We start from the raw sequence: 15,584 nt of genomic DNA on the forward strand, positions 1-15,584 counted from the left end.
AGACGGTATACATGGAACGGCACAGCAGGAACCTGCTGTGCCGTTCCTTTTGTTTGGGGCAGGCCCCGCCGGCAATCTTCTATTCGCAGGAAACCCGGCAAAAATTAAACGATAAAATACATTCCAAATTACGCCTGCCGGTCTTTTTGCGGGAATTCCTTCGCATAGGTAAACACCATCACATTCGCGCCGGCGTCCGCAAGCACCTTCATGCACTCCCCGACCGTCGCCCCGGTGGTAAATACGTCGTCTATGAGCAGGAGGTTTTTTCCTTCCGGCCGCGCCCCCTCTGCAAGCGCGAACGCGCCGTGTACATTGCGCCAGCGCTGCTGCGCGCCCAGCTTATACTGCGGTTTTGTTTCACGTCCGCGCACAAGCATTGCTTCGCACGGAACGTCGAGCAGCGTTCCCAAATGGCCCGCGAGCAGGCCGGACTGGTCATAACCGCGCGTTTTCCGTCGCTTTTCATGGATGGGCACAAATGTAACGGCGTCCGCGCTTACTTCATAGTCCCCGATGAATTCCGCCATGCGCTGCGCGATAAACAGCGCGCAATTGGGCGAATCGTTGTATTTGAACCGGTGAATGAGCGTACGCACAATCCCGCCGTAGCGGTAGGCATATAAAATCCCGCCCGCGAAGCCTTCCGCATTGCGCAGTTCTTCCTCTTCGCGCGCACATTGCGCACAGACGGTTTCCCCTTCCGGAAGCTCCCGTTCACAATAAGCGCATTTCGCCCCCATATGCATAAACTGCCGTACAAAATTATTCCACTTTCCCATTTGTCAACCTGTCGAGGTACATGAGCTCGCGTTTTAATACCGTCGCGCGCCTTCCCTGCCATACATTGCCGATCATATGCTCGAATGTTTTCATACTGCCCACGATCAGCACCTTTTTCCTGGCCCGCGTGACGCCGGTATACAGCAAATTGCGCGTCAGGAAGGGCTGCGCGCCATACAGCATGGGCATCAGTATTACGTCAAACTCGCTGCCCTGCGATTTATGGATGGTATAGGCGTAGGCCCCGTCAAGTTCGGGGAGGGCCATCGTCTCATATTCACAATGCTTCATATCCTCGAAAAGCACGTCTACCGTACCCGCCGCGATTCCCGTTACGGTGCCGATATCGCCGTTAAACACGCCTTCTCCCAGCGTGAGGCTGGTATCGTCGCGCCATTCGCGCGCGTAATTATTTTTGATCTGCATCACACGGTCACCCTCGCGGAACGTCCGGTCCCCGAATACAACTTCGGCCTTGCCCGTTTTCGGCGGATTGACCCGCTCACGAATCGCGGAATTGAGCGCCACGGTGCCGAGGTCGGTGCGCTTGATCGGCGCAATGAGCTGCACGTCCGCCCCTTTTTTCGCGTATGCCTCATATTCCGCGCACAGAATCCCCCGGGCTTCATCGAGGCTGGAACATTCTCTGAATTCAAAGGAACCGTCGGATATCTCCGGAACCTTTCCGTTCAGGATATCGTAAGCGGCGTCCGCGATACTGCCCGCATTGCGGAACCGGTGCGTAAGCTTTACGCACGGAACCACGCCCGAATCAATGATGTCCCCCATCACGTTTCCCGGACCGACGGACGGAAGCTGGTCCGCATCGCCCACGAGGATAAGCCGCGCGCCTTCCGGAAGCGCTTTGAGGAGGTTATGGAACAGGAACACATCCAGCATGGAAACCTCGTCCACAATGACTGCATTCGCCTCGACCGGGTTTTCCTCATTCCTGCGGAAATAACAGTTATATTCATCCTCATCGTAGGAATATTCAAGCAGGCGGTGGATGGTGGCCGCCTGCGCGCCCGCCATTTCCTGCATGCGCTTTGCCGCGCGCCCGGTGGGCGCGGTGAGGCTGCACGTAAGGCCAAGGCCGCCAAGGATATTGAGCACCGCTTTCAGGATCGTCGTTTTCCCCGTTCCCGGGCCGCCCGTGATGATGCATACGCGGTTTTCCACCGCCGCACGGACGGCGCTCTCCTGCTCGTCCGTCAGGGAAAACGTACCGCTTTGCTTTTTCACCAGGCGGTCCAGGTTTTTGACGCTATCCGGCGCGGAAGCCTTCGCGAGTGCAACGAGACGCGCGGCGCACCGCGTTTCCGCCCGGTAGGCGGACGCGAGGAACACGACCTGCTGGTCGGGATAATATTTTTTGAGCACAACGTCCTTTGCAAGCGCAAGGGCGAGGAGCGCCCTGTTTACTTCCGGCTCCGCCACGTTGAGGTTTTTGGCAACGTGGGGAATCAGCTGTTTCCTGCGCACGTAGGTGCTGCCCTGCGCGAGCACCTTTTGCAGCACATTCAAAATCCCGTTTTTGATACGGAAGGGCGAATTTTCCCCCACGCCGATATGCAGCGCGATCCGGTCGGCAGTGAGGAAGTCGATCCCGCGTACATGCTCGATGAGAATATACGGATTTTCCCGCACCAGCTTTGCCGCATCGTCCCCAAGCGCCGCGGCGGCGGCCGTCGCCTGCCGGGCGGTGAGACCCATGCCCATCAGGTCGGAATAGACATATTTTTTCCGTGCATATTCCTTCATGGCCCCATGTACGCTGTCCGCGAGGCGGCGGGATACGCCCCGGATTCGCGTGAGTTCCCGGTGGTCGTTTTCGATCACGTCAAAGGTGTCTTCCCCGAATTCTTCCACAATGCGCGTGGCAAGCACCTCGCCGAGGCCTTTGATGAACCCGCCCGATAAAAAGAGCACGATATCGTTTAAATCGCGCGGCAGGGCGCTTTCGTAAGACTGCACCGCGAACTGGGTGCCATATTTTGCGTGGTTTTTAAACGCACCAAAAAAGCGCGTACGTTCCCCCGGCTTTAAATCGGGCATGTTGCCCACCACAATGGTGGGCTCTTCCGCCTCGATTTCCGCCACGGTATAACCATCCGCGCTTTCATAGATAATACTTACAACCGTACCTTCAAGTTCTTCGTTCAAATTTCCTTCTTGATGGCCTCAACCATATCAAGCCTCTCCCACGGCAGATTGAGATCGTCTCTCCCGAAATGGCCATATGCCGCGGTTTGGCGATAGATGGGCTTCCTGAGCTGCAGCTTTTCAATGATTGCCTTCGGACGCAGGTCAAACAGCTTCGTCACGATATCCGCAATCTCCGTGCTGTGCTTTTTGCCCGTGCCGAACGTTTCCACGAATACCGATACCGGACGCGCAACGCCGATGGCATATGCAAGCTGGATTTCGCAGCGGTCCGCAAGGCCTGCCGCAACCACGTTTTTAGCCACATAGCGCGCCGCGTAGGCCGCGCTCCTGTCCACCTTGGACGGGTCTTTGCCCGAGAACGCGCCGCCGCCGTGACGGCCCATTCCGCCGTAGGTATCAACAATGATCTTGCGGCCCGTAAGCCCGCTGTCGCCCTTCGGCCCGCCGATTACGAAACGGCCTGTCGGGTTGACGTAAATTTTCGTATCGTCGTCCATCATGTCCGCCGGAATCATCGGGGTGATGACCTGTTCGATCATGTCGCGCCGTATCTGCGCCTGCGTGGCTTCCGGGTCGTGCTGCGTCGAGATGACGACCGCGTCAACGCGGATCGGCTTCCAGTTTTCGTCGTATTCCACCGTTACCTGGGACTTGCCGTCCGGGCGGAGATAATCGAGCGTGCCGTTCTTCCGCACTTCCGCAAGACGGCGGGAAAGCCTGTGTGCGAGATAGATGGGCATCGGCATAAATTCGGGCGTTTCATTGCACGCATAGCCGAACATCATCCCCTGGTCGCCCGCGCCGTTTTCCGCGTCGTCCTGGTTTTCACGCGTTTCGAGCGCTTTGTCTACGCCCATTGCAATATCCGGCGACTGCTCGTCGATGGATGTAATCACGCCGCACGTTTCTCCGTCAAAGCCATAGTCCGCCTTGTCAAAGCCGATCTGCTTAATCGTCTCGCGGGCAATTTTGGCGATATCAACATAGGCATTCGTCGTAATTTCGCCGGTTACGAGCACAAGGCCCGTATTGACTGCCGTTTCGCACGCTACGCGCGCGTTCGGGTCCTGTTCCAGGATCGCGTCCAGTACGGAATCCGATATCTGGTCGCAAACCTTATCCGGATGTCCTTCCGTAACGGATTCCGAAGTAAATAATCTTCTCATATTGTTCCTCCATTTATTGATACACAAAAATGTATGATTTCACTAGTAACTTATTATACCAAATGAATTTTGCCTTTTCAATGGTAAAAAATACCAAAAATCCCGCTTTCCATGCCGCTTTTCCGTCTTTTGGGATATTTTATTTGAACGCATGTTCTGATCTCCGTTTAAAATCGCGGAAATTTTATGTAACAGGCGGTCCCGCCCGGATTTTGCCTTTCCAAAAATTTTCACCTTAAAATAAAAAAGGCGGTCCGCGCCGCCTTCCTGAAAGACCCTTTTATGCCGCCCACGGGACCATGCCCGGGAAGAAGATGCTCGAAAGCGCCAGCATAATAAGCCCGGCGACACAGTTCCCGAGGATAACCAGCGGAATCGCCTTTGCGGGCTTGAGGCCGAGAACGCTTGCAATGAGGGACCCCGTCCACACGCCCGTTCCGGGAAGCGGAATGGCGACGAAGATAAAAACGCCGAGGTATCCGTATTTTTCAATTTTACCTTTGTGTTTGTCCACTTTGCCCATCAGCCAGTTTGCAAAGCGGTTAAACAGTCCAACCTTGCTGCCCTGCATCCAGCGGATGATTTTTTCGATGAAAAGCACAATAAAAGGCGCGGGCAGGCACGAGCCCAGAAGCGCAATAAAATAAGTCGTCCAGAACGGCACGCCGAGCCCGAGGCCCAGCGGGATTGCCCCCTTGAGCTCGATGATCGGCAGGATGGACGTTCCGAATACGGTCCATAAACTACTTGCAGGAACCATGAATTTACCTCTTTTCCACAAAATCAACACCAATGATACTATATCTGTGGTATAATTTCAATGAAATATGGGCTTGTTTAGAAACAATTAAGGATTTTTTGCCGATGAGAAAAATTTTAGGCGCGCTGCGCAGGGCGGATGAACGCTTTTCCATGATCGCTTCCGGGGACCGGATCGCCGTCGGGCTGTCCGGCGGAAAGGATTCCATGCTGCTGCTGTATGCGCTTCACCTATACCAAAAATATGCAAAAAAGGATTATGATTTGCTCGCCATTACCGTTGACCTCGGCTTTGGGAATTATGCCACCGGCGTAATGCGCGAATATGCGGACAGCCTTGGCGTGCCGCTTCATATCCTTGAAACAAATATTTCAGAGATTGTTTTCGACATCCGCAAAGAAAAAAATCCCTGCTCGCTGTGCGCCAAAATGCGCAAGGGGGCCTTTTACGAAAAGGCAACGGAGCTCTCATGCACCAAGGCCGCGTTTGCGCACCACGGAGACGACGTGATCGAAACGCTGCTCTTAAGCCTGATGTATGAAGGACGCATGAACACCTTTTCGCCCAAATCCTACCTTTCCCGGAGGGAAATTACCCTCGTGCGCCCCTTTGTATTCCTGCGCGAGCGCGACATCGTTTCCGCCGTAGGCAGGCTCGATATTCCCATTGCCAAAAACCCCTGCCCGATTGATTTTTCCACCAAGCGGGAACAGGCGAAAGAGATTGTGAAATACCTGAATTCCTTATATCCCGGCACGGCGGATAATATGCTGAACGCAGTCAAGACAACACAAACCTATAACCTGTGGAATAAGGACTGGGACTTTTAAACCGTTTTACTTTGAATAAATCCCACAAAAAAGAGCCGCAGCGCCGCGGCTCTTTTTGATACGATTTTATTTATTGGGCAATATAGTAAAGGTCAAGCATCTTGCCCAAAAGCTCGTCGTCGTTCATCACAAAATAATCAAGCTCGGACGGCGTGCTTACAATCGGATCGGGGAATTTCTGCCAGCTCTCGTCCGTTTCCTCGAACGTATCCATTTTAATTTCGTCAATGGAACCGATTTTGTCGAGAACCCCTGCCATCGCGACGATCTGGTCGAGATTCAGATTGGTCTGGATTACATTATTGGCAAGCTGGGGGAACAGCTTGGTGGCAGCCTGTACAGCCCCCATGCTTTTGATCTTTTTGGCGAGCGCCATCATGAAATCCTGCTCGTGGCGCTGGCGGTCCATCTCGCCGTCGTCCATCTGTTTCCTGTTCTGCAAATACAGGCGCACATCGTTGCCCTCAAGGTTAATCGTCTCGCCCTTGTCTCCGATATCCGGATAATCCTGGTCGAGCGTGACTTCCACTCCGCCGAGCGCCGCCGCGAGGTCGGAAAGGTGCTCGAGGTCGATGGACACATAATAATCCACCGGGATATCAAGCCGGCCCTCGCATTCGATGAGGTCTTTCACGGCAAGCATGGAATTATCCGCGCCGTGCTTGCTCGGGTCATTCCCGCCCGCGAGCACATAGGCATGGTTGATTTTTGTAGTGCACGTCTTATCCTCGATTTCCCCTGTTTTTTTGTCCGCATAGTGCACCTTTGTGCGGGTATCGCGCGGAATGGACGTAAAGGTGATTTTATTGTTCTGTACGTCGAGCGTGCACAGCATCAGCATATCGGTGCGCGCGCCCGTCGCGTCTTTGACCTCCGTGCCGTCCCAGTCGATGCCCATCATCAGGATACTGATTGTATTGGGGTTTTTCTGGTAGGTCCGGCCGTCTATCCGGATTGTTTCCGCAGGCGTATCTCCCGAGAGGGCCGTGCCTTCCTCCGGCACGGCTTCGTCCGGCCCGGCGGACACAAACGCCGCCATCGGGTTTTCCTTCAGGCCGGAATAGGTGCCTATGAGCGCATATCCAACCCCGCTCGCGCAAATAATAAGCACGATCAGGACCGCAAGCAGCGCTTTGATTGTCTTATGATGATTCAAGGTTTTTCGCCTCCAAAATTAGTTTCATTTCATTTGTACCTCAGCCTTATCTATCATAATCCTTTTTTTCATGAAATGAAAATTATTTTTTCATATTCATAAAAATTTAACAAACTTTTCCTGTCAAAAAGGCCGCATAGTTATTCTATGCGGCCCTTGCATCATTTTTGCATCTTCATTTTCCCGGGTCAGGCGGGCGTATAGTACATTCCGATCATCTTATCCATCAGCTCCTGCTGGTCCATCATATAGAAATTCAATTCCTGCCCCATATATTCGTCGTGCGCGTTTTCGTAATCGCCCTGCTCCATGACGGAATGCTCGATATCGTCAAGGGATACCTTGTCGAGCACGCCCGCCATCGCCACCACCTGGTCGAGCGAGAGATTCATGTGCACCACGTCCTGAAGCTGGGTAAACAGCTTGGAAGCGGATTGTACCGCGCCCATTTCCTTGATTTTCCTGGCGATTGCCATCATGAAATTCTGTTCATGGCGCTGGCGGTCCATCTCGCCGTCGTCCATCTGCTTGCGGTTCTGCAGATACAGCCGGACATCGTTGCCCCGCAGGTTCACAACGTCGCCCTTGTTGCCAATATCCGGATAATCCTGATCGAGCGTTACCTCCACCCCGCCGAGCGCGTCGGCAAGGTCGGAAAGGTGCTCGAGGTCGATCGACACATAATACTGGACAGGAATACTCAGCTGCTCGTCGCACTCGATCAAATCTTCCGTCGCACGCATCGCGTTTTCCGCGCCGTAGCCCTTCGTCATGCCGCCGATGTTATAGGCGTGGTTGAGCTTGGTAATCCAGTTTTTATCGAGGATTTTACCCGTCTCCTTATCCACATCGTGCACCGTGGTGCGCGTATCGCGCGGCAGGGACGTGAGCGTGATGCCCTCCTGCCCCTCTTCCAGGTTTACGGTGCACAGCAGCATCATGTCGCTTCGTTCGCCCTGCGCCGTTTTGGCCGCGCTGCCGTCCGAATCGATTCCCAGCATCAGCACGGTGATTACGTTTGGATTGACGGTATATTTCTTTCCTTCTATGGTCACAGTTTTCACGTTCGCATTTTTATCAAAATTGATCGCGTCCGTCTCCTCTGCCTGCGGCGGCGCCGTGTTAAACGCCGTCAGCGGATTGGCCCGTAAATTCTGATACGTGCCGTAAAGGGAAGCAAAGACAAACACCGCCGCAACAATCAGTATGACCAGCACGGCCAGCAGGCCCTTGATTTTTTTATGGTGGTTGACGTTTTTCGCTTGTTTTTGTTGATTCAAAACCCAGTTTCCTCCGGTTTGTTTTGATAAGTCTTATGTTAATTCATTTTCCGCCGCTTTGCGTGGCTTTTTTCCATTATTCACAAAAAGTTAAAAATTTCGCCGCCGATACAAGAAAAGTTGCCCTTCCAAAGAAAGGCAACCGCGCTTGCCGGTAAATTATAACAGGCTCGCCCTTTTGAACTCCCGCCCTGGGAATTTGTATACGGCCCGGACTCCCGTTTGCATCATTTGCATTAATATCCCTGGTTATAGTAATCGCCGCGGCGGTAATCGTACACCGCGCCCGCGCTGTATACGTCGATGCTCTCGAGCGCCTTGCCCGTGCCGATGGCAACGCACGAAACGGCGTCTTCCGCAACATAGCACGGAATCTTCGTACGCTCTGTGAGCAGCCTGTCAAGCCCATATAAAAGCGACCCGCCGCCCGTCATGCAGATGCCGTTTTCAGCGATATCCGCCGTGAGTTCCGGCGGCGTACGCTCGAGCACGCTGTGCATCGTTTCCATAATGCGGTTCAGCGGCTCCTGCATGGCCTCGATTGTCTCGTTTGAACTGATCGTGATGGTTTTCGGCAGGCCGGAAATCAGGTTGCGGCCCGTCACTTCCATATATGCTTCTTCTTTCCGCGGGAACGCGCTGCCGATATTGATTTTGATTTCCTCCGCGGTGCGCTCGCCGATCAGCATATTGTATTTTTTCTTGATATATCTTGAAATGTATTCGTCAAACGTATCGCCAGCGATTTTGATGGAATCGCTGATTACCGCGCCGCCGAGCGAAATAACGGCCATGTCCGCCGTGCCGCCGCCGATATCGAGCACCATGTTGCCCTGCGGCGCCCCAATATCGATGCCCGCGCCAATTGCCGCCGCAATCGGTTCTTCAATCAGGCACGTATGCCGTGCGCCCGCTTCTTCGGTCGCTTCAATGACCGAACGCTTTTCCACCTCGGTCACGCCCGAAGGAACGCAGACGACAACGCGCGGCTTGAAGAACAGCCGTTTGCCGATCACCTTGCGCAGGAAATAGCGGAGCATTCTTTCCGTATCGTGAAAGTTTGAAATGACCCCTTCGCGCAGCGGACGGACCGCCACGATGTTGCCCGGCGTACGGCCAAGCATGATGCGCGCTTCTTCGCCGATTGCGAGCATCCTGCCCGAAAGCCGGTCTACCGCAACCACGGATGGCTCGCGCAGCACAATTCCTTTTCCCCTGACATAAACAAGGACTGTCGCCGTACCGAGATCGATTCCTATATCATTATAATTACCGAATAAACCCATTCATCGAAGCCTCTCTTCTCGATTACTGGCTCTGGCATGATTCCCTATTTGAACGCGAATCCGTGTACAAATAAACATCATGAGCCTACATACTATATATGATAATACATCGAAGGCTTTTTTTCAACTGTTTTGTTACGAAAACGTCATATTTCCGGGCTTTCAGGCGCATTTTCTTTGTGCTGTTCCCCCTGCAAAACACATCGCGCCTGATCAAAAAACGGATTATTGTCAGGCATATTCTTTTCTTCTCTGTTTTATCGCCGAAAACCGGTTTTATGGCGCCCGCTTCCACTTGAACATCTCCCTGTTTGCCGTTACAATAAAGGTGTCCGGCTAAAACGAATAAGAAAGAGTGGTAGGAAAATGGATTATCAAAAACTGCAAAACGGCAGCGATATACGCGGGATCGCTTTGGGCGACGACGCAAACCTCACGCAGCAGGCGGCGCGCGACCTTGCGGCGGCGTTTGTTTCCTGGCTTTCCGCGCGGACGGGTTCCGCGCCCAAAATTGCGATTGGCATGGATTCCCGCGTGACCGGCCCGGCCCTGAAGGAAGCGTGCATCGGCGGGTTCACCGCCATGGGGGCGAGCGTCATCGATTGCGGCATGGCTTCCACCCCGGCAATGTTTATGACCACGGTGACCGAAGGGTTCCTGTGCGACGGCGCGGTGATGGTAACGGCGAGCCATCTCCCCATGAACCGCAACGGCCTTAAATTTTTCACAAAAAACGGCGGCCTCGAAAAGGGCGACATTGCGGAGCTGATCCGCATTGCGGCGGATATCGACGCGGGCGGCGAGGCAAAGGGCAGCGTTTCCACTGCGGATTTCATGAGCGTATACTCCGGCATCCTCGCGGATAAAATTAAAAGGGCCACCGGGGAAGAAAAACCGTTCGAGGGCTTCAAAATCATTGTAGACGCAGGCAACGGCGCAGGTGGTTTCTATGTGGACCAGGTTTTAAAACCGCTTGGCGCGGATACCGAAGGCAGCCAGTTCCTGGACCCGGACGGCACCTTCCCAAACCATATTCCAAACCCGGAAAATAAAGAAGCCATGAAAAGCATTGTGGATGCGGTTGTAAATACGGGCGCCGATTTCGGCATCATTTTCGATACGGACGTCGACCGTGCGGGCGCGGTTGACAAGGGCGGCAGCGTCCTCAACAAAAACCGCCTGATTGCGGCAATCTCGGCGATTCTTTTAAAGGAATTCCCCGGCACCACCATTGTGACGGACTCCATCACTTCGAGCGGGCTTGCGGAATTTATCGCCAGCCGGGGAGGCGTGCACCACCGTTTCAAACGCGGCTATAAAAATGTCATCAACGAGTCCATCCGCCTCAACGAAAGCGGAACCGATTCCCAGCTTGCCATCGAAACCTCGGGGCATGCCGCGCTCAAGGAAAATTATTTCCTTGACGACGGCGCATACCTTGTCACGCGCCTGCTGATTGAGATGGCCAGGCTGAAGAAGCAGGGGCATACGATTTCAGACCTGATCGCTGATTTGAAAGAACCGCTCGAAAGCGAGGAATTCCGCCTGAACATCAGCGCGGACGATTTCAAGGCTTACGGCAACGATATGATTGCCGCGCTCATGGAATACGCAAAGCGGCAGCCGGAATTCAATATTGCGCCCGACAATCATGAGGGCATACGCGTTTCCTTTGACAAGGAGAACGGCAACGGCTGGTTCCTCGTCCGTCTCTCGCTGCATGACCCGCTCATTCCCGTAAATGTGGAAAGCGACGAACGGGGCGGCGCGCGCATCATCACGGAAAAGCTGTATGCCTTCCTGAAGGACTATGACAAGCTCGACCTTTCGCCCATCGGGAATTATTTGAAATAACACGGGCCTGAAAATATGAAACCGCAGAAAAGACGGCTAAAAAGCCGTCTTTTTAAACATTTTCGCCCGGGAAAGGAGCCGCTTTGAACGAGACCCAAAAGCAGGAAGCCAAGTTCCGTCAAATGACCGAGACCCCCGTGGAGCGGCTTGTGTGCCGCATGGCGGTCCCCACCATCATCAGCATGATGATTACCACCTTTTACAATATGGCGGACACATTTTTCGTGGGGCGCATCGGTACGAGCGCAACCGCAGCCGTCGGCATAATTTTTTCATTGATGGCAATTATCCAGGCCATCGGCTTTTTCTTCGGCCAGGGCTCTGGAAACTACATTTCGCGCCGGATGGGCGCGCAGGACGCGGAAGCCGCTTCGCGCATGGCGGCAACCGGTTTTTTCTCCGCCCTGATCGCGGGGGGAATTATTTCCGTGCTTGGCTTTTGTTTCCTGACGCCCCTGGCGCGCCTTTTGGGGGCGACGGACACCATCCTTCCCTACGCCGAGGACTATATGCGGTATATCCTGCTCGGCACGCCGTACATGATGGCGTCCCTTGTCCTCAATAACCAGCTTCGGCTGCAGGGCAACGCATTTTATGCGATGATTGGCCTTGTGAGCGGAGGGGTTCTTAATATCGGTCTCGATCCGCTGCTGATTTTCGGGGCCGGAATGGGAATCTCCGGCGCGGCGCTCGCCACCATATTGAGCCAGCTTGCCAGCTTCTGTATTTTGCTTGCAGGGTGCAACAGGAAAGGGACCCTTCCCATTCGCATCCGCAAATTTTCGCCCAGCCTCGCGCGCTACCGCGCCATTATGGGAGGCGGCCTTCCCAGCCTTGGGCGGCAGGGACTTGCGAGCGTGGCAACCGTATGCCTCAATGTGGCTGCGGGCCCGTATGGGGATTCGGCGATTGCCGCCATGTCCATTGTAATGCGTATTACCAATTTTTCCGGCTCCGCGCTTCTCGGTTTCGGACAGGGCTTCCAGCCGGTATGCGGTTTCAACTACGGTGCAAAGCGCTACGACCGCGTGAAGAGGGCGTTTTGGTTCTGCATCCGCGTTGCCGCCGTCGCCATGACAGCGCTGGCCGTCGTAGAATTTATATTCGCGCCGGACATCATTGCCCTTTTCCGCGCCGATGACGCGGAGCTCCTCGCCGTGGGGGCCCAGGCGCTTCGTTTCCAGTGTATTTCCTTCCCGCTGCTGGGATGGATCATTCTCTGCAACATGATCCTGCAAAACCTCGGAAAGACCGTGCGCGCCAGCGTCCTGGCCGTTGCGCGGCAGGGCATGTTTTTCCTGCCCCTTATCCTGATTCTGCCCGCACATTTCGGCCTTTTGGGCGTGGAAATGTGCCAGGCCGTTTCCGATGCGCTCGCATTTGTCCTTGCCATACCGCTCGGGCGGAGCATCCTAAAGGAACTTGACGCGGGGCCGCCCCAGGCCGCCATCAAGCCGCCCGCTCCGTGAGGCCGCCGCCGTTTTGTCCATTTCCGCGGTATTCCCCGGCCCCCGCATTCTTTCCGTCTTTCTTCATTCCCGCATCAGCCGGTATGTTCCGCGCGTTTTTTGAATATCCCTATGGCGAGGGCCGCAGCGGCGACAGCCAGCAGGATTAAAGGAAACGTTATATCTGTGTCGTCCCCTGTTTTGGGTCCGGCGGACGTTCCCCTGCCCGGCGCGGGATCGTCTTTTCCGGCTCCCGGCGGGGGATTATCTTTTCCAGCCCCCGGCGCGGGAACGGAGGACGCCGGGGCAGCCTCTATCATAAAAGGGCTGAGCCCTTCCACATTCACGCAAAGCCGTTTTTCGCGTACTGTTTCGGAATATATTTTCATTTCCCCGCCGTGCAAATGAAATACGCGAAGTTCCTGTCCCTCATACTGTCCGTCCACCGGGAAAGCCACTTCCAGCGTGCCGAAAAAGGGCGCCTTTTCCCCATCGTCGAGCACGAGCGAGACATCATTGAAAGAATACGGCTCGCAGCCCTCTTTCATTTGGCCGCGCATCCGCGAATACGCTTCATGCGCCTCATCGAGCGGCGTAACGATAAGCCGCGCGTTTTTATGGATGTATCCGCTGACCGTTATATCCTGGTCCGTAAGCGTCCTGTAGGAATACACGTCGCTGACGCGCACCCTGATTTCGGTCGTTTTCGTTTGCCCGTATCCATCCGTTATTTTCAGGCTGTAAACGTAATCGCCTTTCACGGCATTTTCAATCATATATGCGCTGTTTACCGCGCCCGGGATATCCGCCCCGTTGACAGACCATTGGAAGCTGACCGGCTCGGCGGCATCGACGATGACTTTCAGCTCCTGGCTTTCACCCTCGTCCATGACAAAATCCTCCGTCTGGCCCAATATCCGGATTTCCCTCGACACCACGGAAACGGACGTCGTCATTTTTTCGTCCCCGGAGGGCGTTTGCGGCTCCCCCGCCGCACCTGCTGCAAACGCGGAAGTTCCCGCCAATACCAGCGTTGCTGCCGCCAATACCGCGATTCCTTTTCGCAATTTATTTTTCACGTTTCATGCTCCTCCGATTCGTCAGTTCAAAACCTGTATTTCAAATTGAACCGACGCCCTTCCAACTACGTCTCCCGTATCCATATCGCATGCCATAAACAATGCCGTCGCTTTATAGGTCCCCTTTTCAAGCTCCTTATCCAGCTTTGCGCTCTGTATATGGTAATTGGGCTCGATCAGCCCCGACGTATATATTACTTCGTCCGTATCGTCGAGCGTTATCTGCACTTTCATCAGGTAATGGTTCGCCGGAATGTTTTCGATACGCAAATCCGCCTCGCTCTTTCCGTTTTCCATCTTTACCTTCGTGTTGATCGCAACGTTAAACATCCCCTGTTCAACGATCTTATTCAATTCGTCGACAACCTCCTGCCCGCTCTTCCCTTCAAGCTGCCCCAGGGCGGCGTTTGGGTCGCGTTCTGCGGAGGAGTCGGCCTCCTTGGGCCAGTTCTGCCAAATAAGGCACGCCGCCAGCACGGCGACGACCACAATCAGCAGTATAATAACAACTTTTTTCTTTTTTTTGTTTCTTTCTTTTTTCCGCACTGATCTCTTTCCTCTTTATTTTTTACGGGGGAGGGGCCCCTCCCCCGTAAAACTCTTTCATTTCCGGTTCATTCTTCTTAGAAGCTGCCTGCCGCGATAGTATATTCGATGTCAAACGCTTTCTGCGCCGTCGTGATATCGACGTTCACCCCGGAAACCTCCCCGGCCAGCGCCAGATTCAAATTGGTGCCGCCCGCTACGTTCCACGCCGCTGTGCCGGGCGTGATCGCCGTTGCGCTCAGCGCTTCCGTATTCAGCGTGAGGGCCAGTTTGTTCGCGCCATCCGCAAAAGAGAACGGCGTCGCAGGCGTTGTCTTAATGTTCGTTACCTTGACCGGAATCGCGCCCGTGTTTGCAATCGCATAATTTGTGGGAGCCGTGACCGTACCGTCCGCGCCCACCGCCAATGTGATGTTCAGGGGAACCGTAACGCTCAAATCGCCGGGGTCGACGTTGTCGTCCATTTTAACGCTGACCTCTGTCGACGCTTTCCCATCCGTATCAAGCGAACCGGCCGCGAATGCTGTAGTGCCCATGGCCACGACGAATACTACCGCTAAAATTACTACCAATACTTTTTTCATTTTTTTCTCCTTTATTTCCTTTTTATATAATATTGAATAGACTGTTTACCGCTTTGTTTCCTGTCTGCATTCCTCCTTCCGCCGCATTTCCAACTGCATATCAGCCTTCAACGATCATTTCAATTTGCGCCGCAGCCTGGCCGACCCTGGAAAGGTCGTCCTGCGTATAGGCGGTAAACACCGCCGTTGCGCTGTATGTACCTTCGGGTAAATCCCGGAGCAGCCTGATTTTTTCAATAAACTGCCCCGGCTTGAGCCCGCCGGATTCATAGATTGTTTCTCCCGTTTCGTCGAGCGTGATCGCCACCTTCATGTTGTAATGGTTTGCGCTGATGTTCTCGATGCGCGCGGAGCCCTCGGCGCCGCCGTTCTCAAAATAAATCTTCGACGCGATCGAAATGTTGAAGTTTCCTTCCTCGACGATACGGTTCAGCTCTTCCTGGATTTCTTCCTGCGTTTTCCCCGCAAGGGACCCCGTTTGGGCCGTCGTATCAAACCAGTTTCCCCGGCCGCATGAATGCATTCCCAGCAGCACCGCCGCCACTCCTGCCGCAACCAGGATGCAGATTATGATAATAACTTTCTTCCCTTTTTTCCTTTTTCCAGCCTGTTTTTGTGTTCTTCCCATATATTTAAGTACCCT

14 protein-coding genes are annotated in these 15,584 nt (G+C 54.2%); 3 read left to right on the forward strand and 11 right to left on the reverse strand.

The genetic code is table 11. The features are described from left to right. Positions 1-128: 128 nt before the first annotated feature. The 4 genes from BBD38_RS06890 to BBD38_RS06910 all read right to left on the reverse strand — a co-directional run bounded on the left by BBD38_RS06890 (position 129) and on the right by BBD38_RS06910 (position 4,878). Positions 129-782 (reverse strand): ComF family protein, encoded by a 654-nt coding sequence (locus BBD38_RS06890; RefSeq protein ID WP_066686115.1) that lies wholly within the window; start codon positions 780-782, stop codon positions 129-131. Continuing rightward, positions 766-2,949 carry an SF1B family DNA helicase RecD2 gene (recD2, locus tag BBD38_RS06895; RefSeq protein WP_066686120.1) on the reverse strand — a complete coding sequence of 728 codons (2,184 nt, stop codon included), beginning with the start codon at positions 2,947-2,949 and terminating at the stop codon, positions 766-768. The genes BBD38_RS06890 and recD2 overlap by 17 nt, the downstream gene beginning before the upstream one ends. Beyond that, positions 2,946-4,118, reverse strand: a complete 1,173-nt coding sequence (metK, locus tag BBD38_RS06900; protein ID WP_066686122.1) for a methionine adenosyltransferase — start codon at positions 4,116-4,118, stop codon at positions 2,946-2,948. Before metK ends, recD2 begins: the two co-directional genes overlap by 4 nt. Positions 4,119-4,398: 280 nt before the next feature. Further along, complete coding sequence (locus tag BBD38_RS06910; protein ID WP_066686125.1) at positions 4,399-4,878, reverse strand: COG2426 family protein; 480 nt, start codon at positions 4,876-4,878, stop codon at positions 4,399-4,401. A 104-nt stretch (positions 4,879-4,982) separates the two neighbouring features. On the opposite strand from BBD38_RS06910, the gene BBD38_RS06915 reads away from it, so the two are divergent. Next, positions 4,983-5,708: a tRNA 2-thiocytidine biosynthesis TtcA family protein gene (locus BBD38_RS06915; RefSeq protein WP_147568115.1), complete on the forward strand. Its 726-nt coding sequence runs from the start codon at positions 4,983-4,985 to the stop codon at positions 5,706-5,708. A 70-nt stretch (positions 5,709-5,778) separates the two neighbouring features. Here BBD38_RS06915 and BBD38_RS06920 read toward each other — a convergent pair whose 3' ends face one another. From BBD38_RS06920 to mreB, 3 genes are all read right to left on the reverse strand, one after another. Then, complete coding sequence (locus BBD38_RS06920) at positions 5,779-6,864, reverse strand: LCP family protein (protein ID WP_066686129.1); 1,086 nt, start codon at positions 6,862-6,864, stop codon at positions 5,779-5,781. A 188-nt stretch (positions 6,865-7,052) separates the two neighbouring features. After that, on the reverse strand, positions 7,053-8,144 hold the full coding sequence (locus BBD38_RS06925; RefSeq protein WP_066686131.1) for an LCP family protein: 1,092 nt from the start codon (positions 8,142-8,144) through the stop codon (positions 7,053-7,055). A 236-nt stretch (positions 8,145-8,380) separates the two neighbouring features. Next, positions 8,381-9,430, reverse strand: coding sequence for a rod shape-determining protein (mreB, locus tag BBD38_RS06930; RefSeq protein ID WP_066522428.1), 1,050 nt, complete (start codon positions 9,428-9,430; stop codon positions 8,381-8,383). A 366-nt stretch (positions 9,431-9,796) separates the two neighbouring features. Between mreB and BBD38_RS06940 the strand changes: the two genes are divergently transcribed. Next, positions 9,797-11,284, forward strand: a complete 1,488-nt coding sequence (locus BBD38_RS06940) for a phosphohexomutase domain-containing protein (protein WP_066686134.1) — start codon at positions 9,797-9,799, stop codon at positions 11,282-11,284. Positions 11,285-11,406: 122 nt separating this feature from the next. Beyond that, the gene (locus BBD38_RS06945; RefSeq protein ID WP_066686135.1) at positions 11,407-12,753 is read left to right on the forward strand and encodes an MATE family efflux transporter; all 1,347 of its coding nucleotides are present in this window, start codon (positions 11,407-11,409) and stop codon (positions 12,751-12,753) included. A gap of 74 nt (positions 12,754-12,827) precedes the next feature. On the opposite strand, the gene BBD38_RS06950 is transcribed toward BBD38_RS06945, so the two are convergent. The 4 genes from BBD38_RS06950 to BBD38_RS06965 all read right to left on the reverse strand — a co-directional run bounded on the left by BBD38_RS06950 (position 12,828) and on the right by BBD38_RS06965 (position 15,569). Then, positions 12,828-13,811 (reverse strand): LPXTG cell wall anchor domain-containing protein, encoded by a 984-nt coding sequence (locus BBD38_RS06950; RefSeq protein ID WP_066686136.1) that lies wholly within the window; start codon positions 13,809-13,811, stop codon positions 12,828-12,830. Positions 13,812-13,832: 21 nt separating this feature from the next. Further along, positions 13,833-14,357, reverse strand: coding sequence for a hypothetical protein (locus BBD38_RS06955; RefSeq protein ID WP_066686137.1), 525 nt, complete (start codon positions 14,355-14,357; stop codon positions 13,833-13,835). A 77-nt stretch (positions 14,358-14,434) separates the two neighbouring features. After that, on the reverse strand, positions 14,435-14,941 hold the full coding sequence (locus tag BBD38_RS06960) for a hypothetical protein (RefSeq protein ID WP_066686139.1): 507 nt from the start codon (positions 14,939-14,941) through the stop codon (positions 14,435-14,437). Between the two features lie 100 nt (positions 14,942-15,041). Next, a complete protein-coding gene (locus tag BBD38_RS06965; RefSeq protein WP_066686141.1) occupies positions 15,042-15,569 on the reverse strand; it encodes a hypothetical protein in 528 nt (175 codons plus the stop codon). Between the last annotated feature and the right edge of the window lie 15 nt (positions 15,570-15,584).

The organism is Christensenella intestinihominis, assembly GCF_001678845.1.
Taxonomy (GTDB): domain Bacteria; phylum Bacillota; class Clostridia; order Christensenellales; family Christensenellaceae; genus Christensenella; species Christensenella intestinihominis.

Bases quoted from the DNA above. Each gene is read 5' to 3' on its own strand.
- BBD38_RS06890 (WP_066686115.1), bottom strand. From the start codon at position 782: ATGGGAAAGTGGAATAATTTTGTACGGCAGTTTATGCATATGGGGGCG.
- metK (WP_066686122.1), bottom strand. From the start codon at position 4,118: ATGAGAAGATTATTTACTTCGGAATCCGTTACGGAAGGACATCCGGAT.
- BBD38_RS06910 (WP_066686125.1), bottom strand. From the start codon at position 4,878: ATGGTTCCTGCAAGTAGTTTATGGACCGTATTCGGAACGTCCATCCTG.
- BBD38_RS06915 (WP_147568115.1), top strand. From the start codon at position 4,983: ATGAGAAAAATTTTAGGCGCGCTGCGCAGGGCGGATGAACGCTTTTCC.
- mreB (WP_066522428.1), bottom strand. From the start codon at position 9,430: ATGGGTTTATTCGGTAATTATAATGATATAGGAATCGATCTCGGTACG.
- BBD38_RS06940 (WP_066686134.1), top strand. From the start codon at position 9,797: ATGGATTATCAAAAACTGCAAAACGGCAGCGATATACGCGGGATCGCT.
- BBD38_RS06945 (WP_066686135.1), top strand. From the start codon at position 11,407: ATGACCGAGACCCCCGTGGAGCGGCTTGTGTGCCGCATGGCGGTCCCC.
- BBD38_RS06960 (WP_066686139.1), bottom strand. From the start codon at position 14,941: ATGAAAAAAGTATTGGTAGTAATTTTAGCGGTAGTATTCGTCGTGGCC.
- BBD38_RS06965 (WP_066686141.1), bottom strand. From the start codon at position 15,569: ATGGGAAGAACACAAAAACAGGCTGGAAAAAGGAAAAAAGGGAAGAAA.